Genomic DNA, 24,220 nt, shown 5'->3' on the forward strand with positions numbered 1-24,220 from the left:
AAAGAATTATTTTACTCTTGTCAATCCAATGTTCTCAGGAGCATGGAGCACCATTGGAAATTGTTCCACTTTTACGGAACTGCTATCCAAACCAAAGGCTCTTTCTTCAGATAAACTTAATTTTTTAATGAAGAAATAGGAGTTCATAATTATTTTTTCGTGCCAACGTAAATCACTGTCATTGGAAAGGAATTTTTCGGATAATACAAATTTGAAATCACCTATGATATTATTTTTATTCAAAGATTCGTAGCGGCTGGTTATATCTACTTCTCCTTTTTGCACCATATCCCGGATTACCTCTCTAAACATCAGATTTATTTTTGTGGGTTCTCTAAAACCAAGATTAAAGTCTACACGATACAAATCATCTTTGACAATTTCAGTTACTTTATATTCGGTTTTATAAGGTTCAGTCAATATATTCACGTGAACAAACCAATAAATATCAGCTCTTTTGGGTCTTTTTTGTAAGATGGAATACATTACTTTTTCTTCGATCTCGTCAATTCTACCGGCATTAGTCATATATACTAAATGTGTTGCGTATTTAGGAATGGATAAATCAGCACTTAACTCCACTAGTACTTTTTTGTAGTCCTCAATTTTAACAATTTTGGTGTAACTTTTGTTAATTTTTTTGGCCAGGTACCAAATAGTCATTATACCTATTAAAGTGATTGCTATAAAAAGCGTTACATAGCCACCTTCAGCAAACTTCGTAACATTAGCTGCGAGGAAACTAAATTCGATTATTAGATAAATAGTAATCAATGGAACTATAAAATATAATTTCACTCTTTTCATTATCAGGTAAAAATTCAGTAAAATAGTGGTCATTATCATACACAAAATGATCGCCAGTCCATAAGCATGCTCCATATTACTGGATTCTTCAAAGTGCAGTACAATTCCAACGCAACCAATAAATAATAACCAGTTTGTAGACGGAATGTATAATTGTCCTTTTAATTCTGTAGGATATTTTATTTTTACTTTTGGCCAAAAATTCAATCGCATTGCTTCATTTATCAATGTAAATGACCCGCTGATTAAGGCTTGTGAGGCAATAACAGCTGCTAGAGTAGCAATTATAATTCCTATAGGCTGAAACCAGTCCGGCATGATGAGATAGAATGGGTTTCCATTTTTTCCTCCTAAAGTTTGTAATGTCTCTCCTTCGTGGCGAATTAAATAGGCGGCTTGTCCAAAATAATTCAACACTAATGCAGTTTTTACGAAAATCCAGCTAATTCGGATGTTTTTTCGTCCGCAATGTCCCATGTCTGAGTATAATGCTTCAGCTCCTGTTGTACACAGAAATACAAAACCTAAAACAAAAAAACCTTCTGGATGGATGGTCAATAAATGATAGGCGTAGTAAGGATTGATTGCTTTTAAAACTTCGGTGTGTTGTGAAATTTGTGCGATTCCAAGTATCGCTAGCATCCCAAACCAAATAAGCATCATTGGAGCAAAAAATTTACCGACTAACTTGGTGCCGAATTGCTGGATAGAAAAAAGTACAAAAAGAATACTTATTACAATTGGAATGGTATTGATTTCTGGATAGTACGTTCTTATTCCTTCAACTGCTGAAGATACGGAGATGGGTGGCGTTATGATTCCGTCAGCTAATAAAGCACTTCCTCCGATTATAGCCGGGACAATCAACCACTGAATTTTTGTTTTTTTGACCAAAGCATATAAAGCAAAAATTCCGCCTTCGCCATGATTATCAGCGCTTAACGTGATTAGTACGTATTTGATTGTGGTTTGCAGTGTAAGGGTCCAAAAAACACACGATATTCCACCTAAGACAATATCCGAATTAATAATGTGGGTGCCAAGTATGGCTTTCATTACATACAATGGTGAAGTTCCTATGTCACCGTAAATTATTCCTAATGAAATTAATAAACCTCCTAATGTCCATTTACTGTGCAGGTCTTTGTGCGATACGCTCATGTGTAATTTTTAAAAAACTTTTCAAATTTACACTTTTAAAATAAATTAGCGCTTTTTATCCGATAAAAAAGAAACACGGTTTAGGGAGCCGTGTTTCTTTTTTTGTATTTAAGATTTTTAGGAGCTTCTATTTTCATTTTTTGAAGAAGAATTGCCTCTTTGAGATTCCGTTCTCTGAGGACCTGATGCTCTTGATGTGTTGCCTCTGTTTTGAGATTCCGCTCTTTGCGGTGCTGCTTGCCTGGAAGGACTTGTTCTGTTTTGAGAATATTCTCTGGACGATTGAGCTCTTTGCGGTGCTGGTTGTCTTGAAGGACTTGTTCTGTTTTGAGAATATTCTCTGGATGATTCAGCTCTTTGCGGTGCTGGTTGTCTTGAAGGACTTGTTCTGTTTTGAGAATATTCTCTGGAAGATTCAGCTCTTTGCGGTGCTGCTTGTCTTGAAGGACTTGTTCTGTTTTGAGAATATTCTCTTTGCACTATTGCTCTTCTATTAGAATAACCGGTTTCATTTCTGGATACTCTTCTTTGATCTAATTCATGGCGGTTATTTACAGTACTATTTCTTCTGGAAAAAGACGCATTTGGATGTTGTCTTTCATATCCGTTTGAACGTCTTGAATTGTGTAAAACTACTGCACGATTACTTCTACGGTTATTGACATAGTTATAATTGTTGTTGATATTCAAATTAATGTTTATGTTATTTATGTATCTAAAAACGGGAAATGGATTCCAAGCATAATAATAGGACGGATAATAATTCCAATTCCAAGTGGAATAGTAAGGGCGGTAATTAGTAGACCAGAAGGATGCATAAATTACTGGAGTACTGTAATAAACTGGCTCATAAATGTAATTTTGTCCATACATAAATTCATTACCAACTATTTGTACATGAATTTTATTGTTTCTGTCTTTCTCAACATCAATTGTTGCAACATCTTGATAGATATCTTCATCAATCACTGACTGAACGATGATTAGATGGGTTCTGTTTTCTACCGTTTCAATAATCCGTAAATAGTCAACTTCATTATCATTATTCAAATCTAAATTTGATATTTGCAGCTCAGGATCATTAAGGCGTCTTTCAAAATCCTGCAGGTCTCTAGAATCACCAAAGATATCAGCAACAGCTCTCAGATCAAGATTATCACTGATTTCGGCATTCACAGCATTTACGTATGTTCTGTTTTGTGCCTGTATTTGTGTTGCGAAAACAGCGGTCAACAGACTCAATAGTAATAGTTTCGTTTTCATAATTAATTGGATTAAGTTTTTCCTTTTTTTCAATATCCAATTACTGTGCCAATATAATTTGGGTGCTATTTGTATTTATATTATTAATTGTAAATTAGCCTTAAAATGTACAAAAATGAAAAATATTTTTTTAATGCTGTTGGTTTTAAATGGATTTGTATCCTGTAAAACAAGTGTTTATAAGTCGGAAAAGTTACATAACGTTAGTTTTCAGTCCGTTGAAATTGATGCCTTATTTCAAGATCAAATAAGTATCAGAGCGATTCAAATTGATAAAAACAAAATCTGGTATGCTGCTGATAAAGGTAGATACGGGTTATATAATTTAGATACCAATCAAAAAATAGAGCACAAAATCACCAAGGATTCTTTGATACTTGATTTTAGGAGTATCGCTCAAACAGCCAATCATATTTTTATTCTCAATGTGGCAAATCCTGCAGTGTTGTATCAAATTTCAAAAGAGGAAAAGGATTCACAAATAGTATATCAGGAAAGCCATGAGAAGGTCTTTTATGATAGTATGCAATTTTGGGACGATACAGAAGGTATTGCTATGGGAGATCCAATCGCTGATTGTCTTAATATTATTACAACGCGCGATGGAGGCCGATCATGGAATAAAATTCCGTGCGATAAATTACCAAAAGTGATGCAAGGCGAAGCTGCTTTTGCGGCAAGCAATACTAATATTGTAATTAAAGGGAATAATACTTGGATTGTTTCTGGTGGAAAAAAAGCAAGGGTTTTTTATTCTCCTGATAAAGGAAAGAGTTGGACCGTTTTTGAAACTCCAATGGCACAAGGAAAGGCAATGACCGGAATTTTTACTGCCGATTTTTATGATGCAAAAATCGGTTTTGTAGCAGGAGGGGATTATGAAGATCAAAACCAGAATTTTTCCAATAAAGCCCGTACTGCGGATGGTGGGAAAACATGGGGGCTTATTGCTGAGAATCAAGGATTTGGGTATGCTTCCTGTGTGCAATATATTCCTGAAAGCAATGGTAAGAAACTCGTTACTGTGGGGACTTCAGGGGTTTATTACTCCTCGGATGGTGGTGAATCATGGCAACAAATAGCAAAGGATAAAAGTCTTAATACGCTCCGGTTCATAGATAAAAAAACGGCTGTTGCTGCAGGGAAAAATAAAATGATTCGGATCAATTTTAAATAACAAAAACATCCTAAGCTCAAGTTTTTACTTGTGTTTAGGATGTTTTATCGAACTAATAAAAAAAGATGTTATTTTTTATGCGCTTTGTTGCGGTATTGTTGCAACAGCTTTCTATTGAAGTCTTCCTCTGCTTTTTTAAGTTTTAAAATTTTTACAGATGGAAATATTTCTCTCAAATTTTGAACAAATTTCTTCCGTAAAAAAAACAATTCTTCTTCGGTTTCTTCTATTTGAACTAAAAATGAATTGGCTTCTTTCTCCGTGATTTGATCTAAAGATCCATCATTCATTCTTCTCATGAAACTTTTCATTTTCTGATGTCTTAATTCAAATTGTTTGTCATCAAACAGGTTGTAAATAGGCCAGAATTTTTCGGCTTCACTAGTGGTCAAGTTTAACTCAGTCGTCAAAAAGGCTACTTTCAAAGCTTTAATTTGTTCTTTTTTCTCTTTCATGTTTTCATGTTGACCATAAAAATTAAAGGAAAGAAGTAGCAACAGTATTGGGAATATTTTTTTATATTTCATTTTTGTTTTATTTATTGTAATCGGTGAACGCGTTTTTTATTCTAAAAGAAGATGCTCCAGATTAGCATTTTCGGATAAATGATCCTCTATAGCTTCATCTTCTAAAACTTCATTATCTGCTTTAATATTATTGATATCTTCGGTTTCTAATTCACTTATTAAATCATAAGGGTTTACACTCGATTGATAGGTTAAATAATTTTCCAGAGTGAGCGTGTCTATTTCGTTAGGGTTGCTTGCTGACGGGCTTAAAACAGGAATCATCAGGGCTATTACTAAAATTGCTGCAACCATTAGAATCCTGTTTTTTCTTTTTTGAAAAATAGAAATTACTTTTGGCTCCTCTATGGGTAATTGCTTCATCATTTTTGCTGAAAAATTTTCAAAATAATGGTCAGGGATCTTAAATCCAGTCTCAATTTTGGGCTCGTTTTCTAATTTAAATGTTTTCATACTATTCATTAGACAGTGGTATTGCAAAAAGGTTTAATTAGTAGATACAAATGCTTCTATTTTTTTTACAGCAAGGTGATAGGAAGCTTTTAATCCTCCAACTGAGGTGCCTAAAATAAGAGATATTTCCTCGTATTTTAGTTCTTCAAAATATTTCATTTTAAAAACTAACTGTTGTTTTTCAGGTAATAAAGCAATTGCTTTTTGTAATTTTAGTTGAATTTCGTTTCCATCAAAAAACACATCAGCTTCGAGATTATCAATAGTTTTACTTTGTAAAATTTCAGACGATACCGTATTGATTTTTGATTTTTGTTTCAAAAAAGTCAATGCTTCATTAGTAGCAATACGATACATCCAAGAGAAGAGTTTACTGTCTCCTTTAAAATTTTTTAAATTTTGAAATATTTTGATAAAAGTATTTTGCAAGATATCATCTGCGTCATCGTGATTTAAAACAATGTTACGAATGTGATTGTATAACGGTCTTTGATACTCTTGTAACAACTGCTGGAACGCTTGATTTTGTGTTTTCGAGTTCAACAAGTTATTTATATATTCCTGTTCGTCTTGCAAATTTTTTATTTATGAATTTAGAATACTCTTTATCAAAAAGGTTTAATTCGGTGGAAAGATAATATTAAAATTCAGATTGTTCTTCTTCCTTTTTTTGTGCAGGTTCCGGTGTTTTTACCGCTGGAGGTTTATTGATTGCTGCTGGAGCAAAGACTTTAGCAGGAATTACTTTTGGTTTTATTGGAAAGTAAATGTCAGTAATCCACTTTGATGGATTTTTTATTTCCGCTTTGCCGATGGTATAGTTCTCTAGGTGTGAAAATTTAGTGTCAATACTTATTTTGTTAGCATTGCTGTACGCTGTTGTTTTATCTAGCGCTTTTTTTATGTGTGAATAATCACCGGTTAAGGTTGTTTTCAAGGCTTCGAAAGGTTCGAGTTTACCGGATAAAATATCACTGCCTGAACTGGTTAAAATTTGATTTTTTATAGGGATACAAAAAGACAATCTACTCAATCCATTTACTGGATCGTAAGTGTGATAAATAATAAAAGGCTTTCCATTCAATTCTATATTGTTTTGTTCACAAAAAAGAATGATTTTTGGAAAAACGATTCGGGCATTTTTAGTGATATTTGAAATTTTGCTTGTAAAAGTTTGGTGCAAATAAAAAGTTGCTAGTTTTTTTACCACACCTTTTACCTTTATTTGATGGGTATTTATCTCGTAAACTAGTGTTTTGTCTAGATTAGCCAAGCTTTTTTCCTGCATGGCACCTATAACTGTATCGATACCGCCGTTTAAAGCAGCAGTGATCTTCATAACGAAACTCATTTTTCCGGTGGTTTTCCAGGTGACCTTTGTTCCGCCAACCGTGTCTTTTAAACTCAAGAAAACGGATGAATCACCTCCGTTGTAATTTATTTTTTGAGAAATACTTTCATTTTCTTTTACAAAAACCGTTTGCATATCCCCTTTGACTTCTTTTCCTTCCCAAGTGAAGGAAGCTCCCTTTCCTACAGTGTTTTTAGGATAGGTGATTATAATTTCAGGATCTTCAACGATCCAGGCGCCAAAATCCTGCCAATTTTTATAATCATTAACAAAATTAAATACCGTAGATTTAGGAGAATTAATAACATGACTTCTTTGTACAGTGAATTCCCCTTTTTGTGTAGCTACAAAAATGGATAAAGCCACTAAACTAAGCAGCAACAAAAGAAATAAATATTTTATAATCCTCATGATATCTAATTGTATTAATTTTTGTAAAGTTAAAAATTTAATTTACAAGTCGCCAAAACTGTTAAATAAAAAAACGCGACTTAAATATTTTAATTGAATAGTTGTTTTACGAAAGGAATACTTTAGGAGAATGATTTCTAGAATAAAATTTATAGGGGACATGTTCAGGTAGCACTATTTGGCACCTTGCACTAATTAGCAATTAGGATTTGTTTTTAAAATAAGAAAAGAACAAATTAAAAAAAGTCCTCTTTTCAGAAGACATTTAAAAAAAAACTAACGTTTGAAAAAGACTTTTATCAAAAATAAAATGCCAATAAAAACTCCAAACCCAATTAAAATTTTATAATTTCCTTTATAAAATTTTCGGTGTAACGCTAAATCTTTTCGGTAGGCATAAATCATTGCAATACTGAATGCAACAAAAAAAAAGCCGGCAAAAATGAATTGTCCCTGACTAAACATACTTTATATTATTTTTGACAAATTTAGCTATTTGTTTAATAATAGTTTGCTAATTTGTATTTTCATTTAATAAAATTTAAATTATGCAAAAACAAATTAATGCCGTCAAAGAATTCCATACCGCTTTCAAAATTGGGCATAGCGAAACTCCAATAGCCGGCTTAGCTGAAACCAAACATATCCTTCGTTTCAATTTGATGAAAGAAGAGAATGAAGAATATTTAGAGGCTGTTCAGAATAATGATTTAATAGAAATTGCCGATGCATTAGGCGATATGATGTACATTTTATGCGGAACGATTATTGAGCATGGGCTGCAAGACAAAATAGAAGCCGTTTTTGATGAAATTCAACGTAGTAATATGAGTAAGTTGGGTCAGGATGGGGAGCCTATTTACCGTGAAGATGGTAAGGTCATGAAAGGGCCAAATTATTTCAAGCCTGATTTCTCTAAAATAATTGGTAAATAGAGGTAGAAATTTCAGAAATTCTTTGATGATGTGTATGATATAAAAAAGCGATTTTCACACTGAAAATCGCTTTTTTTTAATTTTTTAAATCTTTGAATTATACTTTAACAGTCCAGCCAAAAGGATCCGCATCTAATTTATTTTGGATATTTTCTAATTTAGTTTTCAGTTGCAAAGCCATTGTGTTTTCAATTTTTGGTAATTCATGATACACATCCTGATAGGAGAATCCTGAAATGGGACTTACCACAGCAGCTGTTCCTGCACCAAAAATTTCTTTTAAAGTTTCGTTTTTAAATGCCTCAACAAGTTCAGATACTAAAACTGAACGAATTTCTACATTTATACCTTCACTCTTTGCTAAATCAATCAGTGTTTTTCGAGTAACACCATCAAGTATTCTTTCACTTACAGGAGCCGTTAATAATGTGTCATTTATTCTAAAAAACACATTCATCGTACCGGCTTCTTCTAATTTTGTGTGTGTGGCATCATCAGTCCAGATTATTTGTTGAAAGCCTTCTTTATTTGCTAAATTAGTTGGATAAAATTGGGCTGCATAATTTCCGGCTGCTTTTGCAGCTCCAATTCCACCATTAGCCGCCCTGCTGTAATGCTCCGCAATTATTACTTTTACATCACCTGAATAATAAGAGGAAACAGGCGATAAAATAATCATGAACTTATATTCATTTGATGGGTTTGCAATTACTCCGGTACCTGTTGCAATCATAAAGGGTCTGATATATAAGGCATTTCCTTTTCCTTTTTTTATCCATGCTTCGTCTAATTGCAGCAATTGATTTAAACCATTCAGGAATATATCTTCTGGAACTTCCGGCATAGCCATCCTAACAGCAGAGGTGTTGAAACGGCTGTAGTTTTGATCGGGTCTAAAAAGCCAAACGTCATTGTTCTCATCTTTGTACGCTTTCATACCTTCAAAAATAGCTTGACCATAATGAAAAACTCTTGACGATGGATCTAACAAAAAAGGTGCGTAAGGCTTAATGACTGGTTGTTGCCATTCCCCATTTTTAAAATCACATTCAAATAAATGATCTGAAAAAACAGATCCAAAGCTTAAACTTTTAAAATCAACTTCATTTATTTTTGAAGTGGGTGCTTTAATTATTTCAATTTTGCTAGTTTGAGTTGTACTCATGATAATGTATTGTTTATTTTTATATGTTACTACAATTGGGTATTAAAATCTTGATTATGCAAAAAGAACTTTAATAATTGCAAAATTAAATAAAAATCACTAAAATACTTGACAAAACACCATTAATTATAGCCTTTACGTACGATTTATTTATTTTTGAAAAAACAGAAAAAATCAGCATCAATTTTATGGGATTTGCATAATAAATGTACTTTATTTAGGACAATCATTTTAGTTTTGATTAAATTTGGACTGCTCATATAATTATAAAACTTCAAATAACCTCAAATAATAATTTTGAAAAGAGAAATAATACAAACACTTGATGGTTCCACAACCATACGAATAGAGGAATGGGATGAGTGTTATCATTCTAAACATGGAGCCATTCAGGAAGCGCAACATGTCTTTATTAAAAACGGACTTTCCTTATTTCAAAATAAAGCGGTTTCTATTTTAGAAATTGGTTTTGGTACCGGATTGAATGCTTTTATTACCTTATTAGAAGCAAAAAAAATGAATCAGTCTATCGATTATGTTGGCGTAGAGGCATATCCTATATCTCCTGACGAAGTTTTATGTATGAATTATGTTACAGAGTTGAATGCTGCTCAAGAAAGTGACATTTTTATAGCAATGCATCAAAGTGTCTGGGGAGAGAAAATAGCGCTTAGTAATGATTTTTTGTTGACTAAAAGAAAGCAGTTTTTTGAAGTAATTGACGACAATAACACATTTGATTTGATTTACTTTGATGCTTTTGGTTACAGAGTGCAGCCTGAATTATGGAGTACGGATATTTTTAAAAGAATGCATACAGCACTGAAAAGTAATGGAGTTTTAGTGACTTATGCAGCCAGAGGAGTTGTAAAAAGGAGCATGTTAGAAGTAGGTTTTACGGTTGAAAAATTAGCCGGACCACCAGGAAAAAGAGAAATGTTCAGAGCTACTAAAAAATAAATGTTTGTTAAGTAGCTTATTATCAATAATATATTATATTTTTGATCAAAAGTAGTACGAAAAATAAAAAAACTAAAAACTACGTTAAATAACTATGTTCTAGTTGTAAAAAATGTATTTTTACATCACTTTCAATTAAAATCTAACCTAAAATCTTCATTAATTATGTCGAAAATCATGTATGATTATACTAAATCAGTTTTAGAAAGAGTAAGCTTTGATGTTATGCTTTTTAGCAAAGAATTAGAAAAAGCTATTAAGACATTATTGCCCTATGAAATGGATCAATTACGGGAGTGGTTATTAAATTTCACTATTGGTAAACCGGAACTAAAGCACTGTTTACTAATAGTAAATTCATAGTAAAAAAGGAACCATAAACGGTTCCTTTTTTTATTTTTTTGCGATGGGACTTATTATCTGAACATTTTGAAAAACAATTGCTCCTTTTACAACTCCTGTTATGGTATTTCGAAGTGCATCTATTATTTGAATTTTTAATTCGCTTTTAGGAAAAATCAAACTGACTTCTCTTGCAGGCTTAGGTTCTTTAAAATGACGAAGTTTTAGCTTGTCTTTTTCTTTTAAATCTAAGGTATGCAAATAAGGAAGCAGCGTTGTTCCCAGACCTTCATCAGCTAGTTTTATCAAGGTTTCAAAACTGCCACTTTGTATTTGAAAATGGTTGATTTCATTTTTACCAGTACTCTTGCATAAGTTTAAAATTCCTTCTCTAAAACAATGTCCGTCTTGTAATAATAAAATTTCATCCAAGTTTAAATCTGAAACTTCTATTTCTTCTTTTTGAAAATTATGGTGGTTTTCAGGGATGTACGCAACAAAAGGTTCGAAATACAAGACTATTTCTTTAATTTTTTCTTCCATCAAAGGAGTTGCGGCAATTGCAGCGTCCAGGTGTCCATTATTGAGTTTAATAATAATTTCTTCGGTATTTAACTCTTCAATAATAAGTTTTACTTTTGGATATTTTTTTATAAAATTATTTAGAAACATTGGCAATAAAGTAGGCATGATTGTTGGAATGATGCCTAATCTAAATTCACCGCCTATAAAACCTTTTTGTTGTTCAACAATATCTTGTATTCTATCAGCTTCATTGACTATATTTTTTGCCTGGTTTACAATTTTATACCCGATATCAGTGAGCTGGATTGGTTTTTTGGTACGGTCAAATATTTGAATACTTAATTCTTCTTCTATTTTTTGAATTTGCATACTCAGTGTAGGTTGAGTAACAAAACATTTTTCTGCAGCAAGAGTGAAATTCTTGTGTTCAGCTACTGCAAGTACGTATTTTAATTGAGTAATTGTCATGGTTATAATTATATCTGATACAAATTTAATAAAACAATAACTTTTTATTATAGTGTTTTTCGTTAATCTTACACTAAATTTGTCATATAACGGAAATAAATATAAAACAACATTAAAATGAAAACAAATATTTTAGGTTTACCGGTAAAAGAGTCAGAATTAATAGCAACTGAACTAAATGTTTTGTTAGCTAATTTTCAAGTATATTATCAAAATTTAAGAGGAATTCATTGGAATATTAGAGGAAAGCGTTTTTTTGATTTGCATGTAAAATTTGAGCAATTATACACGGATTCTCAAATAAAAATTGATTTAATTGCTGAAAGAGTTCTCACTGTTGGTGGAACGCCGCTCCATACGTTTGAAGACTATATAAAAAACAATCAATTAGTAGTTGGTAAAAATATTTCAAATGATGAAAAAGCAGTACATTTAATTGTTACATCACTATCTCATTTATTAAAGATTGAAAGAGTAATTCTTGACAAATCGGCACAAATCAATGATGAAGGTACAAATGCGATGATGAGTGATTTCATTTCAGAACAAGAAAAGACAATCTGGATGATGCAGGCCTGGCTTGAAGAAAGTTTGTAACACTTAAAATTCAAAAAAAAACCAGATAAAAATGATGCATTTTTATCTGGTTTTTTTTTGAATTTTATTTTTTTTAAAATAAATAAAAACTGTTACTTTTATTATAAACTAAATTCTATTTTTGCGACAATGAAAATGATATCTAAAATATTTTTAATTCTATTTTTAGCTTTCCTTGTCACCCCAACTATTGTTGCGGTGATTGAGAAAAGTTCAGATATCTCTGTTTTCTATAGTTTTTCTGAAGAGGAACACGTTCACAAAGAAATTAAAGTATTATTTAGTTCTGAATCTTCTTTGGAAATAATTATTGCAACAAAATTATCTTCTAGTGCTATTCTTTCTGAAAATTTATCAAAGCATGATAATATTACCTCTTCTATATTTATACTACCACCCAACCAAGTTTAAGACAGTGTTGGTTTTAGTGTTTCTTAAATCAATTTTCACATACTTTCAACGTGAAAACAGCTCTTTGTATTCAATCTTTAGTTTGGTATTATGACAAGAAAAATTAATCTTTTTGCTACCCTTAAATCTGATTTTGCATCAGGATTAGTGGTTTTTTTAGTAGCTTTGCCCTTGTGTTTGGGTATTGCAATGGCTTCGGGTGCTCCATTATTTTCAGGAATTATTTCAGGAATTGTTGGAGGAATTGTCGTTGGGTATTTAAGTACATCACACATCAGTGTTTCAGGCCCTGCAGCAGGTCTTACCGCAATTGTTCTTACCGCAATAACGGATTTAGGTGCATTTGATGTTTTTTTGACGGCTGTTTTTATAGCAGGTCTAATACAATTAGTTCTAGGATTTCTTAAAGCAGGAAGTATATCTAATTATTTTCCAACAAATGTCATCGAAGGAATGCTGGCCGGTATTGGAATTATAATTATTTTAAAACAATTGCCTCATGCCTTTGGATACGATAGCGATTTTGAAGGCGATTTAGCTTTTATGCAAAAGGACGGAGGTAATACATTTTCAACCTTATTAAATATTTTTGATTATATTCAGGTTGGATCTATAATTATCACTTTAATCTCTGTAACGGTATTGATTTCCTGGAATAAAGTCCCTTTTTTGAAGGATTTAAAATTAGTTCCTGGTGCATTGGTTGCTGTAGTTTTAGGTGTTGTTTTGAATGAGATTTTCATCAGAACAGGAAGTCCGTGGGCTATTACTAACGAGCATTTAGTTTCTTTACCGGTTCCTACCAGTCTGGAGGAATTTAAGACGATTATAGTTACTCCCAATTTTTCTGGGATTTCGAATCCAAAAGTTTGGATAGTAGCCTTTACTATTGCAATAGTCGCTTCGATAGAAACGTTATTGAGTATTGAAGCAGCAGACCGAATGGATATTCAAAGACGTTATACGCACACTAATATGGAATTGAAAGCACAAGGTGTTGGAAATGTGATAAGCTCACTTCTAGGAGGTCTTCCCTTGACCTCGGTAATTGTGCGTACCTCAGCAAATTCTAATTCAGGTGCTAAATCAAAGATGTCTACTATAATTCATGGGGTACTATTATTAGTGAGTGTACTTGTAATTCCTGTTATCCTGAATAAAATTCCATTGGCTACATTAGCCGCAATTTTAATTTTGGTTGGTTACAAGTTAGCTAAACCAGCCACTTTCAAACATTTTTTGGAAAAAGGGAAATATCAATTTGTTCCTTTTATTGCGACTCTATTAGCAGTTGTTTTTACGGATTTATTAAAAGGGGTGGCATTAGGAATTGTCATCAGTATTATTTTTGTTTTAAAAGGAAACCTGAAAAGAGCTTACAGTTTTAGAAAAGAAGAATATGAAGATGGTGATGTTATCCACATTGATTTGGCGCAAGAAGTTTCTTTTTTGAACAAAGCAGCCATCAAATATACTTTAAACGAGATTCCTGAAAATTCTAAAGTGATAATTGATGCCAAAGACACCGTGTATATAGCGCATGACATTTTAGATTTGATATATGAATTCAAAACAACAAGAGCTATAGATCATAATATAAAAGTCAAACTCAAAGGATTTAAAAAAGCCTATGATTTAGAAAATACTCAAGAAACCAAAAACCATGTAACTATTGAGCATTATTATGATGCAGCAAAAAGGGTAATGGTTAAACGAGAGGTGCCTGACGAAGAATTCACTAAAAATAAAAATTAATTTCGCACTAATAAATTTAAAAATGAGTCCTTTACAAAGCATTAATTTGTCACTAAGTAAGGATATAAACAAAATAAGTACACAACGATTATGAGTGATTTTTATAAAAAAATACTGGAAAATAATGAAAAATGGGTAGAAACATCTTTGGCTTCTGATCCTAATTATTTTGAAGACCTGGCCAAAGGGCAAACACCACCCTTATTATGGATAGGCTGTTCTGACAGCAGGGTTCCTGCAAATGAAATTATAGGAGCTAAACCAGGCGAAGTTTTTGTTCATAGAAATATTGCTAATATGGTGGTTCATTCAGATATGAATATGTTGAGTGTACTGGATTACGCAGTAAATGTATTGAAAGTAAAACATGTACTGGTATGCGGACATTATGGTTGCGGCGGTGTCAAAGCAGCTATGGGTAATGATTCTATTGGTATCATTGACAACTGGATTCGTCACATAAAAGATGTCTATCGTTTGCACAGTGCCTACTTAGATTCTATTTTAGATGAAACAGAGCGATTTAACACTTTTGTAGAATTGAATGTTAAAGAACAAGTTTTTGATTTGGCTAAAACTTCAATTGTTCAGGCAGCATGGCGAAATGGTCAGGACTTAACCTTACACGGATGGGCTTATGGTCTTAATTCCGGTTTTGTAACGGATTTAGAGGTGAATATCAGTTCCGAAAAAGATTTGGATGAAGTCTATCAGTTGAAATTTTAATCCCCAAAATTTGTAATAAATAAAAGCCGCTTTTAGCGGCTTTTATTATTCGTCATCAAGATTTTCGTTAAAAGCGGAGGGTAGTAGTTGAGGTATAAATTTAATTAAAATAGGCAGCAATAAGCTACCGCCAGGAAGAAGGAATATAGTCAACGACGGAATGGTTTTGCAAATTTCCAGTAATTGTTTCTTGACTTTTTTCTTCTCTTTCTCGTCTAAATCCCTGCGAGTAGAGTAGGCTAATAGTACCATTAACTCCTTACTTTGTGCGATTTCCTTAGACAATCTGTTCTTATTACGACTAATCAGTGTGACCACACTTTGAGTCGTTTGGGCATAAAAATGTTTTACTGGATTTGAATAATTAAAATAAGGAATTTCCTTTTTATGTTTCGTAATAAAGGCATTCGTATTGCGGATACTTTCATCCGAAAAACCATCCGGGATCGAAACCGTTTTAGCCAGTGAATGCAAAAAATAAGCTTCATTATCTTCAATTTCTCCATCACTCCATAAAGCCATTCCTGCAAGATCTATCAAATAGTATTTTTCTAAGTCATTTGAAAAATAATCTAGTTCAAGTGTCTCTAAGCTTTGTACTGACACCTTAGAGAATTTACTGTAGCGAATAGAAGCTTCAAAAAGCTTGATTAATAAATCATCGTATTGAGATTTTTTTGTTTTAATTTTTAAAGCAAGTGTGACCACATTTACAATAGTTTCCTCGATCTTTTTTAAATACTTTTCCGGAATTTCACCATGAATTAAGTATTGGCGAAAGGCCAAGACATCAATAAACAGTAAGGCATTAGTTACTAGGTGAGAAAAATTTTTACTGATGATGCTATCATTTGTTTGAACACGCTCATCAATTATTTTTTCTAAAGTTAAAGCAGGAGAATTCTTTGGCAGTATTTTTTTAAATAGGTTAAAGCCTTGAGGATTCATTTGATTGTAAAAAGTAACGGCTTGTTTAATGAAATTATCAGGGCTGATATTTTCATTTGTTAAACAAAAAACTGCATGCAAAGTATTTAAAAGTGCGACTTTTGAAATCTCTTCTTTGAACCAACCCTTAGTTTCAATAGGTGCTACAGTTTCAAATGCAATGATATGGCCATATATAAAACCTGTTTCTCTAACTTTTTGATAAAATATATCGGTAGTTTTTGAAACCGTTTCTTTTGAAAACTTTTGTTCAATAAAAAATTTATCTATCCAACCTGATGCTGAAGGGTTAATCATTGCTTTAATTTGAAGGTACAAAGCTATACTTTTTTTCGTAATTTTAACTTCTGTTTTTTAGTTTAACACAGATATTACTTTTAATTAGTATTGGTTTTTTTAATTTTGAACAGTACGGATTTCTAACGAATAATTATTAAAAAATGAAGTCTCAGAGGCCCCTTTTTTTTAAATAAAAAACCCGGAATCCTACTTTTTAATTCAGGGTTTTTATTGTTTTTTAAGAATTAAATAAGTTTTCGGCGGCATCCCAATCAACTACATTCCAAAAAGAGTTTATATAATCAGCTCTTCGGTTTTGATTTTTAAGATAATACGCATGTTCCCAGACATCTAAAGCTAAAACGGGTTTTCCTTTGAGTCCCTTCCCTCGTAATCGCATCAAAGGATTGTCTTGGTTTGCCGTAGAACCTATTACTAATTTTCCGTCTTGCACCACTAACCAGACCCAACCGGAACCAAATCTTTTCATAGATGCATCACTAAATTGTTTCTTGAATTCATCAAAAGAACCAAAAGTTGTGGTTATGGCTGCTGCCAATTTGCCTTTTGGAATACCACCACCATTAGGTTTCATTAAACTCCAAAACAAGCTGTGATTGTAATGTCCGCCTCCGTTATTCCGAATCGCTTCTGGGAATTTAGACATTTTTTCAAAGATACTTTCTAAAGATTTTGAATAATCAATTAAGTTTTTATCCAAAGTATCAATGGCTTTATTCAAATTTGTCACATAAGCTTGATGGTGTTTGCTGTAGTGAATTTCCATTGTAGCTTTATCAATATGAGGCTCTAATTCATTATAGCTATAACCTAATTTAGGAAGACTGTAGGTTCCAGGAGTATCTGTGAAAGCTGCTTCATAGGGTTGATTGTCAATTTGCAGTACTGGCTGGGCAGCAAATGCAGCATTGAATAATCCAGAGCCAATAATTGTACCTGTAGACAATAGGGCCGTTTTTTTTAAAAAATTTCTTCGTGTATTATTATTTTCCATAATTTATTTGTTAGTCTTAAATAGGGATTAAATATTTGTATAAAAATAATCATTAATAGACCGACTTGGGTTAATAAAGACTTAAAATTTGATTTGTTTTACCTACAATGATATTTTGAATATCTATTTTTTTTACGGAAATTATATAAATTTCATTTTGAATTGGCATATCCTGAAATTAACAAGTATTTAAAAATGAAGTAATTAGTTGCTTTTTTAACAAGTTGAATTTAAACAAAAAAACCATTCGTTTTGCGAATGGTTTTTTTAGTTTAAAATTAATTCTTAGTTGTGGCTAAAGCCAGAACTACAACATTGTTGATGCATAAAGCTATTGGACTCCTCATGCCATGGGAAATTAGCATTGTATGCGTTGTTTTCCCAATAAAAATTTTCTCTTTTTTTAGGTTCGTTACCTATTTCATTCATTGTTTCGGATTCGTACATTCGGCCATTTGCGATGGTATACAATAACGTATTGGAGTTTTGGATATTTTCTAATGGGTTTTTATCCAAAACTAAAATGTCAGCCAATTTTCCGGTTTCTAATGAACCAATGTCTTTTCCGGCTCCGATATAATTGGCTGCATTAATGGTGGCTGTTTTCAAACTTTCTAAATTGCTCATTCCACCTTGCTGTATACTCCATAATTCCCAGTGTGCTCCCATTCCTTGCAACTGTCCGTGTGCTCCCATATTGACTTTTACGCCATTGTCAGCAAGCGTTTTTACGGTTTTAGATGTCAAAATATGATCGTTTTCATACTCTTCATCAGGAGCCATCATGCGGTATCTCGAGCGGGAATCAATTACGGCCCTTGGGGTGAATTGGAGTAGTTTTTTGTTTTCCCAAACATTCGTTTTTTGATACCAATAATATTCGGCATTCAATCCGCCATAATTTACGATTAGGGTAGGAGTATATCCTACTTTACTTGTACCCCAAAGTTCGAGTACATCTTTATAAACTGGTGCCACCGGTATATTGTGTTCCACTCCGGTATGACCGTCAATCACCATGGTCATGTTAGTAAAGAAGGTCGAGCCGCCTTCTGGTACCACATTAATTTCTTCTTCTCTGGCCGCTTGCAATACCTGTTGACGTTGGTCACGTCTTGGTTGATTATAGCTTTTTACAGAAAGTGCTCCAAAAACTTTGGTCCGTTTTACTGCAAAACGAGCGTCATCAATAGTATTGACAATTGCTTTAAAGTCTCCTTCAGCACCGTACAAAATAAATCCGGTTGAATATATTCGGGGTCCTACAATGGCACCACTTTTTACCATTTCCGAAAGGGTAAAAATAGATTCCGTGTTAGAAGACGGATCATGCGATGTCGTTACTCCAAAGGCTAAATTTGCATAGAAAGGCCAATTTTGTTGGGTGGTTAATCCATAACGAAAAGCACCTACATGGGCATGAGCATCTACCATTCCGGGCATAATAGTTTTACCAGTCAGGTCATAAACCATAGCCGTTTCAGGAATACGAATGTCACTTGCATTACCAATGGCTTCAATCCGATTTTCATTGATTATAATACTACCGTTTTCAATCACTTTGTCGCCGTCCATAGTGATGATACGAGCATTCGTCAGGGCAATTCTGCCTTTTGGTTTATCAACTTTTGATTTTAAATCTATTTTAATACCTATATCAGATGGTTTTTCAACTTTTTCAGGTGAATCCGGTAAAAAAGTAAATCTGTTTTTTACGGCATTCGAAAAATAAGTATTGCCTAACATCCACATCACGTTTTTGCTATTGGGAGACCAATGTAAATTAATTCCAGCCTCTTTTGACAATTCTGACACAGGTACATTCGTAGTTTTTTCGTCCAAATCTACTTCTTGGCCGTTGATGTTTAATGGAGCCACATAAGCTTTGTGTAAATGGGTGAAAGCGATCCACTGATTGTCTGGACTTGGCACCAATCGGTTAGCATATTTGGATTTAATATGGGTGCGTTCTTCTTTTCCGTTAAGGTCAACACTTTTGAGTTCTTTGGTTAAATCCCCAAAAAAGACTCCCCCAGTTTGGAAGAAAATACGATTTCCTTCTTTAGTAAACACAGGATATTCTCCTTTTGAGGTAATAAATTTTGATTTGCCACCTGTAACATTCATGGTGTAAATCCCTGGTTTTTTTGAAAAAGCAAAACCTTGATCCATATTTCCGCCTTCCTTGACGTAGACAATTGTTTTTTGATCAGGAGAGAGACTTGGTGTTCTGTAAATTCCTTTTTCAGAGGTTAATTTAACAGATTTTTTACTTTCTAAATTAATTTTTCTGATAGCGCCTAAATTTGTGTCGTTCCAACTAACATAAATTATCTCTTTACCATTAGCGGTAAAAGTAGGTTCTGCTTCAAAATCAGTATCTGTAGTCAATCGTTTTGGACTTCCATTAGGCAAGCTTTTAGTCCATAAATATCCTAAAGCTCTAAAGACTACTGTTTTTCCATCGGGAGCGGTTACAGCATCACGGATCATTTTTACTGTAAAGTCATTGTCAGTTATTGGAGTATCAGAATGTACCCGATCTGCAATGTCAATAGCGACATCGGCTGTGAAAGGAATCTGTGTTACCTGATTTGTTTTTGTATTTATTTTTTGAATTTTACCTCCGGTCCAAATTATAATATCCTCATTGTTGGGCATCCAATTGAAATTAGGATACACACCAAACAAAGCCCAAGCGGCTTGTTGATCTTTGTTAAGTTTATCATAAACGGGACCTTCTTCACCTGTTTCTAAATTATGAACATACAAAACCGTTGCGGTACGCACTCGTTTTACATACGCTAACAGTTTACCATCTCTTGAAATTTGTGGTCGAGCGGCGCCTCCCGGACCACCCGTAATTTTTTCTGTTTCTCCCGTTTCAAAATCATAGCGATTGATAGCATAGATTTCACTGTTAGGATCTTTATTGTATTTGAAATAACCACCGGGAGAAACGTCTTCACTGTAATACATGTATTTGCCATCAGGAGAAATTACAGGTTCGTTAACATCTTGCTGGTCGTTTTTTCGTTTGGTCAATTGTACGCCACTACCACCGCTAATGTGGTATTGCCACATTTCACCAGCGCCAAGAGAACGGCTTGATGTAAAGTGTTTTCTTGCTACCAGATAATTGCCGTTGGGCATCCAAGTCGCATTGTTCAGTAGTTGAAAATTTTCCTTAGTGATTTGTTTCACTTCACTTCCATCGGCTTTCATGAACCAAATATTATCGCCACCACCAGCATCGCTAGTGAACGAAATGTGTTTTCCGTCAGGACTGAATCTGGGTTGTACTTCAAAAGGAATACCGGAACGAAGTATTTTTGCTGTTCCGCCTGTTATAGGCATTTGGTAAATATCTCCCAAGAGATCAAAAACGATAGTTTTCCCGTCTGGACTCACATCGAGGTTCATCCAAGTTCCTTCGGATGTGGTAAATTTATGGGCCTTGTAATTGAATTCTTTTCCAGGTTTTGCGACATCCCATTTCGGCTTTTCCTGTCCATAAATGGTGGAAATAAAAGAAAATGCGAGTAGAAATAAGCTTGTTTTTTTATTCATTAAAAAGAAATTAAATAGTGATAGAGGATAAATATAGGTAATAAAATGAAGTAGTTTGTATTTCTATTTATATCTTATTGCTATAAAAGCAAAAAACCACCCGCAGTTGCGAGTGGTTTTTGTATCAATTAAAGCAGTATTTTTTTTTGTAATTAAAAACAATATTCATTTTCAGCTACTAATTTAACCGTTATTGTTTCTCTTAATCCTACAACATTTGGCATATTTGTATATTTAGTAAAACGACGTAGTCCCATCAACATCATACGTTGTTCATCGCCTTCAGCAAAGGAAATAACACTTTCTTTTCCTTTTTGAGTAACAATATCTACGGCTTTATACAAGTATAATTTGGCCATTGCAATTTGCTCTTGTACTTTAGTTTCTCCTTCTTTTTTGGCTAACTTCTCCGTTCTAAGGATTGTGCTTTCAGCCATATAGATTTCGATTAAAATATCTGAAGCGGCCATCAATAACTGTTGGTGTGCATCTAAATCCGGACCGTATTTTTGAACAGCTCCACCGGCTACCATTAAGAATGCTTTTTTTAATTTGCCAATCATTTCTTTTTCTTCTGCAAACAATTCAGAATAATCAGGGGTTTCAAAAGAAGGAATTCCCATTAATTCTTCTTGTACTTTTGATGCAGGTCCAAGTAAATCAACGTGACCTTTCATCGCTTTTTTAATCAGCATCCCTACTGAAAGCATTCTGTTGATTTCGTTAGTTCCTTCGTAAATACGGGCAATTCTGGCATCTCTCCAAGCACTTTCCATCGGAGTGTCCTCAGAGAATCCCATTCCGCCAAAAATTTGAATTCCTTCATCAGCACAATTTTGTACATCTTCAGAAACGGCTACTTTAAGGATTGAACATTCAATAGCATATTCTTCAACGCCTTTCAATTCTGCTTCCTGATGTGAAACTCCTTCGGCTTCACGAGCTATAATTCTGTCTTCAATATCTTTTGCAGCGCGGTAGGAAGCGCTTTCTCCAGCGTAACAACTTGTAGCCATTTCTGCTAGTTTTGCACGGATAGCACCAAACTGAGAAATTGCAGTATTGAACTGGATTCTTTCATTAGCATATTTCACTGAACCTGAAATAACTCTGCGCTGTGCATCCAAACAAGCAGCTGCTAATTTGATGCGACCTACATTCAAAGCGTTCATGGCAATTTTGAAACCGTTTCCTCTTTCGGACAACATGTTTTCTACAGGAACTTTTGTTTCATTAAAGAAAACCTGACGCGTAGAGGAAGCACGTATTCCTAATTTATGCTCTTCTTCGCCCATTGATATTCCGTTATCAGCTGTGTTTTCTAGGATAAAACCAGTGATATTTTTATCATCACCAATACGGGCAAAAACGATAAACAATGAACAAAATCCAGCGTTTGAAATCCACATTTTTTGTCCTGTGATTTTGTAATGTGTACCATCTTCTGATAAAACAGCTTTTGTTTTTCCAGAATTAGCATCAGATCCTGCGCCTGGCTCTGTTAAACAATAGGCTCCAAACCATTCGCCAGAAGCTAATTTTGGAACGTATTTTTGCTTTTGTTCTTCTGTTCCGTACAAAGTTATTGGCATAGTCCCAATTCCGGTATGTGCTCCAAAAGCAGTTGAAAATGAACCTGTTGCTCCCGAAATATAATCACAAACCAACATTGTTGATACAAATCCCATTCCTAATCCACCATAAGCTTCAGGTACAGCAACTCCTAAAAGTCCTAAGTCCCCAGCTTTTTTCATGGTTTCTTGTGTATACGCATAATCCTTTTTCTCAAAACGATTTTTGTGTGCCCACAATTCTTTATCTACAAATTCTTTTACAGAGTCACGCATCATTAATTGCTCTTCTGAAAAATCTTCTGGTGTAAAGATATCTTCACACTTTGTTTGTTTAACTAAAAACTGACCGCCACGGGTTACGTTTTTTTCAATTGTATCTGCCATTTCTTGTTATTTTAAATGATGAATTTTATTTATAAATTGAATTGTCAATATTGTCATTCCAAACAAGGAGGAATCTCAGTAGCTAATTCTGCATTAATAGTAAAGATTCCTTCTTTGTCGGAATGACAAACGGATGGAAATCTTTGACTACAAAAGTTCGTAAACCCCAGCAGTTCCTTGTCCAGTTCCCACACACATACTCACAATTCCGTATTTGTTGCCTCTTTTTTTCATTTCGTCGAAGAGTTGAACAGACAGTTTTGCTCCGGTACAGCCCAGTGGATGTCCCATTGCAATTGCTCCACCGTTGACGTTTACGATATCAGGATTCAATCCTAATTCACGAATTACGGCTAACGATTGTGATGCAAAAGCTTCGTTTAATTCAATTAAATCAACATCATTTAATGTTAATCCTGCTTGTTTCAATGCTTTTGGAATCGCTTTTACCGGGCCAATTCCCATTAATCTTGGTTCTACTCCTGCCGAAGCGAAGTTCACCAAACGAGCAATAGGAGTAAGGTTCAGTTCCTTAACCATTTCTTCGCTCATGATTAGAACAAAAGCGGCTCCGTCACTCATTTGAGAAGAATTCCCGGCAGTTACACTTCCGCCTTCTTCAAAAACAGGACGTAAACCAGCCAAAGCTTCTACTGAAGTTCCAGCTCTCGGGCCTTCATCTTTATTTACGATATAGGATTTGGTTTCTTTTTTACCATTTTCATTGATAAATGTTTGTTCTACCGTAATAGGAACAATTTGTTTGTCAAATTTGCCTTCGGCTTGTGCTTTAAGAGCTTTCAGGTGTGAGTTGTAAGCAAACTCATCTTGGTCTGCACGAGACACATTGAATTGTTTGGCAACAGCTTCTGCAGTTAGCCCCATTCCCCAATAGTAATCTTCGTTCCCCGCTTTTGCAACAGCATAATCCGGAGTTGGTTTGTACCCTCCCATTGGAATAAAACTCATGCTCTCGGCACCACCGGCAATAATACAATCTGCCATTCCCGATTGAATTTTGGCTGTAGCCATACCAATTGTTTCTAATCCTGACGCGCAATAACGGTTTACGGTTACACCTGGTACATCTTCAATTTTCAATCCCATTAAGGAAATTAATCGTCCCACGTTTAGTCCTTGTTCTGCTTCTGGCATGGCATTTCCTACCATCACGTCATCGATACGTTTTTTATCAAAATCAGGCAACTCATTCATCATAAACTGAATGGTTTCTGCTGCCAATTCATCAGGACGTTTAAATCTAAACACGCCTTTTGGGGCTTTCCCCACGGCTGTTCTGTATGCTTTTACTATATAGGCTGTTTTCATTTTTTTTTTTTAAGAGTTGAGAATATAGAGAATAAATAATAGACTTTAAATTTTGTTTTTAATCTATATTCTATTCTCCTTGTTCTA

General features: G+C 33.9%; 22 protein-coding genes. 8 read left to right on the forward strand and 14 right to left on the reverse strand.

Annotated features, from left to right (window positions below; genetic code table 11):
• Positions 1-6: 6 nt before the first annotated feature.
• Both EKL96_RS08095 and EKL96_RS08100 read right to left on the reverse strand, forming a co-directional pair.
• Positions 7-1,968 carry a KUP/HAK/KT family potassium transporter gene (locus tag EKL96_RS08095; RefSeq protein WP_126460620.1) on the reverse strand — a complete coding sequence of 654 codons (1,962 nt, stop codon included), beginning with the start codon at positions 1,966-1,968 and terminating at the stop codon, positions 7-9.
• Between the two features lie 117 nt (positions 1,969-2,085).
• The gene (locus tag EKL96_RS08100) at positions 2,086-3,231 is read right to left on the reverse strand and encodes a hypothetical protein (protein WP_126460623.1); all 1,146 of its coding nucleotides are present in this window, start codon (positions 3,229-3,231) and stop codon (positions 2,086-2,088) included.
• 115 nt (positions 3,232-3,346) lie between these two features.
• On the opposite strand from EKL96_RS08100, the gene EKL96_RS08105 reads away from it, so the two are divergent.
• Complete coding sequence (locus EKL96_RS08105; protein WP_126460626.1) at positions 3,347-4,408, forward strand: WD40/YVTN/BNR-like repeat-containing protein; 1,062 nt, start codon at positions 3,347-3,349, stop codon at positions 4,406-4,408.
• Between the two features lie 68 nt (positions 4,409-4,476).
• On the opposite strand, the gene EKL96_RS08110 is transcribed toward EKL96_RS08105, so the two are convergent.
• The 5 genes from EKL96_RS08110 to EKL96_RS14435 form a co-directional block, all read right to left on the reverse strand.
• The gene (locus EKL96_RS08110) at positions 4,477-4,935 is read right to left on the reverse strand and encodes a sensor of ECF-type sigma factor (protein ID WP_126460629.1); all 459 of its coding nucleotides are present in this window, start codon (positions 4,933-4,935) and stop codon (positions 4,477-4,479) included.
• Positions 4,936-4,971: 36 nt separating this feature from the next.
• Positions 4,972-5,388 (reverse strand): hypothetical protein, encoded by a 417-nt coding sequence (locus EKL96_RS08115; RefSeq protein ID WP_126460632.1) that lies wholly within the window; start codon positions 5,386-5,388, stop codon positions 4,972-4,974.
• Between the two features lie 33 nt (positions 5,389-5,421).
• Entirely contained in the window at positions 5,422-5,964 is a 543-nt protein-coding gene (locus EKL96_RS08120) for an RNA polymerase sigma factor (protein ID WP_126460635.1), read from the reverse strand.
• A 64-nt stretch (positions 5,965-6,028) separates the two neighbouring features.
• Complete coding sequence (locus tag EKL96_RS08125; protein ID WP_126460638.1) at positions 6,029-7,150, reverse strand: SRPBCC family protein; 1,122 nt, start codon at positions 7,148-7,150, stop codon at positions 6,029-6,031.
• Between the two features lie 276 nt (positions 7,151-7,426).
• Positions 7,427-7,615 (reverse strand): hypothetical protein, encoded by a 189-nt coding sequence (locus EKL96_RS14435; protein WP_126460641.1) that lies wholly within the window; start codon positions 7,613-7,615, stop codon positions 7,427-7,429.
• 83 nt (positions 7,616-7,698) lie between these two features.
• Between EKL96_RS14435 and EKL96_RS08135 the strand changes: the two genes are divergently transcribed.
• Complete coding sequence (locus EKL96_RS08135) at positions 7,699-8,085, forward strand: nucleoside triphosphate pyrophosphohydrolase family protein (protein WP_126455620.1); 387 nt, start codon at positions 7,699-7,701, stop codon at positions 8,083-8,085.
• A gap of 97 nt (positions 8,086-8,182) precedes the next feature.
• Here EKL96_RS08135 and EKL96_RS08140 read toward each other — a convergent pair whose 3' ends face one another.
• Positions 8,183-9,250, reverse strand: coding sequence for a branched-chain amino acid aminotransferase (locus EKL96_RS08140; RefSeq protein ID WP_126460644.1), 1,068 nt, complete (start codon positions 9,248-9,250; stop codon positions 8,183-8,185).
• A gap of 297 nt (positions 9,251-9,547) precedes the next feature.
• On the opposite strand from EKL96_RS08140, the gene mnmD reads away from it, so the two are divergent.
• Positions 9,548-10,210 (forward strand): tRNA (5-methylaminomethyl-2-thiouridine)(34)-methyltransferase MnmD, encoded by a 663-nt coding sequence (gene mnmD / locus EKL96_RS08145; RefSeq protein WP_126460647.1) that lies wholly within the window; start codon positions 9,548-9,550, stop codon positions 10,208-10,210.
• A 165-nt stretch (positions 10,211-10,375) separates the two neighbouring features.
• A complete protein-coding gene (locus tag EKL96_RS08150; protein ID WP_126455626.1) occupies positions 10,376-10,573 on the forward strand; it encodes a hypothetical protein in 198 nt (65 codons plus the stop codon).
• A 30-nt stretch (positions 10,574-10,603) separates the two neighbouring features.
• On the opposite strand, the gene EKL96_RS08155 is transcribed toward EKL96_RS08150, so the two are convergent.
• Positions 10,604-11,545 carry a LysR substrate-binding domain-containing protein gene (locus EKL96_RS08155; RefSeq protein ID WP_126460650.1) on the reverse strand — a complete coding sequence of 314 codons (942 nt, stop codon included), beginning with the start codon at positions 11,543-11,545 and terminating at the stop codon, positions 10,604-10,606.
• A gap of 117 nt (positions 11,546-11,662) precedes the next feature.
• On the opposite strand from EKL96_RS08155, the gene EKL96_RS08160 reads away from it, so the two are divergent.
• From EKL96_RS08160 to can, 4 genes are all read left to right on the forward strand, one after another.
• Positions 11,663-12,142 (forward strand): Dps family protein, encoded by a 480-nt coding sequence (locus EKL96_RS08160; protein WP_126460653.1) that lies wholly within the window; start codon positions 11,663-11,665, stop codon positions 12,140-12,142.
• 135 nt (positions 12,143-12,277) lie between these two features.
• Entirely contained in the window at positions 12,278-12,553 is a 276-nt protein-coding gene (locus EKL96_RS08165; protein ID WP_231507420.1) for a hypothetical protein, read from the forward strand.
• A gap of 90 nt (positions 12,554-12,643) precedes the next feature.
• Positions 12,644-14,308, forward strand: a complete 1,665-nt coding sequence (locus EKL96_RS08170) for a SulP family inorganic anion transporter (protein WP_126460656.1) — start codon at positions 12,644-12,646, stop codon at positions 14,306-14,308.
• A gap of 90 nt (positions 14,309-14,398) precedes the next feature.
• Positions 14,399-15,034: a carbonate dehydratase gene (can, locus tag EKL96_RS08175; RefSeq protein WP_126460659.1), complete on the forward strand. Its 636-nt coding sequence runs from the start codon at positions 14,399-14,401 to the stop codon at positions 15,032-15,034.
• Positions 15,035-15,079: 45 nt separating this feature from the next.
• On the opposite strand, the gene EKL96_RS08180 is transcribed toward can, so the two are convergent.
• From EKL96_RS08180 to EKL96_RS08200, 5 genes are all read right to left on the reverse strand, one after another.
• Positions 15,080-16,279, reverse strand: coding sequence for an LETM1-related biofilm-associated protein (locus tag EKL96_RS08180; RefSeq protein ID WP_126460662.1), 1,200 nt, complete (start codon positions 16,277-16,279; stop codon positions 15,080-15,082).
• A gap of 220 nt (positions 16,280-16,499) precedes the next feature.
• Positions 16,500-17,159 (reverse strand): superoxide dismutase, encoded by a 660-nt coding sequence (locus EKL96_RS08185; RefSeq protein WP_233579283.1) that lies wholly within the window; start codon positions 17,157-17,159, stop codon positions 16,500-16,502.
• 402 nt (positions 17,160-17,561) lie between these two features.
• Positions 17,562-20,846 carry an amidohydrolase family protein gene (locus EKL96_RS08190; protein WP_126460668.1) on the reverse strand — a complete coding sequence of 1,095 codons (3,285 nt, stop codon included), beginning with the start codon at positions 20,844-20,846 and terminating at the stop codon, positions 17,562-17,564.
• Positions 20,847-20,998: 152 nt separating this feature from the next.
• Positions 20,999-22,804 (reverse strand): acyl-CoA dehydrogenase family protein, encoded by a 1,806-nt coding sequence (locus EKL96_RS08195; protein ID WP_126460672.1) that lies wholly within the window; start codon positions 22,802-22,804, stop codon positions 20,999-21,001.
• Positions 22,805-22,951: 147 nt separating this feature from the next.
• On the reverse strand, positions 22,952-24,133 hold the full coding sequence (locus EKL96_RS08200) for a thiolase family protein (RefSeq protein ID WP_126460675.1): 1,182 nt from the start codon (positions 24,131-24,133) through the stop codon (positions 22,952-22,954).
• Positions 24,134-24,220: the final 87 nt, after the last annotated feature.

The sequence above is a fragment of the Flavobacterium sp. LS1R10 genome (assembly GCF_003968825.1).
GTDB lineage: Bacteria > Bacteroidota > Bacteroidia > Flavobacteriales > Flavobacteriaceae > Flavobacterium.

Coding starts and splice junctions, on each gene's coding strand:
- EKL96_RS08170 (WP_126460656.1), top strand. CDS start 12,644: ATGACAAGAAAAATTAATCTTTTTGCTACCCTTAAATCTGATTTTGCA.
- EKL96_RS08190 (WP_126460668.1), bottom strand. CDS start 20,846: ATGAATAAAAAAACAAGCTTATTTCTACTCGCATTTTCTTTTATTTCC.
- EKL96_RS08195 (WP_126460672.1), bottom strand. CDS start 22,804: ATGGCAGATACAATTGAAAAAAACGTAACCCGTGGCGGTCAGTTTTTA.
- EKL96_RS08140 (WP_126460644.1), bottom strand. CDS start 9,250: ATGAGTACAACTCAAACTAGCAAAATTGAAATAATTAAAGCACCCACT.
- EKL96_RS08160 (WP_126460653.1), top strand. CDS start 11,663: ATGAAAACAAATATTTTAGGTTTACCGGTAAAAGAGTCAGAATTAATA.
- EKL96_RS08165 (WP_231507420.1), top strand. CDS start 12,278: ATGATATCTAAAATATTTTTAATTCTATTTTTAGCTTTCCTTGTCACC.
- EKL96_RS08105 (WP_126460626.1), top strand. CDS start 3,347: ATGAAAAATATTTTTTTAATGCTGTTGGTTTTAAATGGATTTGTATCC.
- EKL96_RS08100 (WP_126460623.1), bottom strand. CDS start 3,231: ATGAAAACGAAACTATTACTATTGAGTCTGTTGACCGCTGTTTTCGCA.
- EKL96_RS08200 (WP_126460675.1), bottom strand. CDS start 24,133: ATGAAAACAGCCTATATAGTAAAAGCATACAGAACAGCCGTGGGGAAA.
- EKL96_RS08115 (WP_126460632.1), bottom strand. CDS start 5,388: ATGAAAACATTTAAATTAGAAAACGAGCCCAAAATTGAGACTGGATTT.
- EKL96_RS08135 (WP_126455620.1), top strand. CDS start 7,699: ATGCAAAAACAAATTAATGCCGTCAAAGAATTCCATACCGCTTTCAAA.
- EKL96_RS08155 (WP_126460650.1), bottom strand. CDS start 11,545: ATGACAATTACTCAATTAAAATACGTACTTGCAGTAGCTGAACACAAG.
- can (WP_126460659.1), top strand. CDS start 14,399: ATGAGTGATTTTTATAAAAAAATACTGGAAAATAATGAAAAATGGGTA.
- EKL96_RS08095 (WP_126460620.1), bottom strand. CDS start 1,968: ATGAGCGTATCGCACAAAGACCTGCACAGTAAATGGACATTAGGAGGT.
- EKL96_RS14435 (WP_126460641.1), bottom strand. CDS start 7,615: ATGTTTAGTCAGGGACAATTCATTTTTGCCGGCTTTTTTTTTGTTGCA.
- EKL96_RS08125 (WP_126460638.1), bottom strand. CDS start 7,150: ATGAGGATTATAAAATATTTATTTCTTTTGTTGCTGCTTAGTTTAGTG.
- EKL96_RS08110 (WP_126460629.1), bottom strand. CDS start 4,935: ATGAAATATAAAAAAATATTCCCAATACTGTTGCTACTTCTTTCCTTT.
- EKL96_RS08150 (WP_126455626.1), top strand. CDS start 10,376: ATGTCGAAAATCATGTATGATTATACTAAATCAGTTTTAGAAAGAGTA.
- EKL96_RS08180 (WP_126460662.1), bottom strand. CDS start 16,279: ATGATTAACCCTTCAGCATCAGGTTGGATAGATAAATTTTTTATTGAA.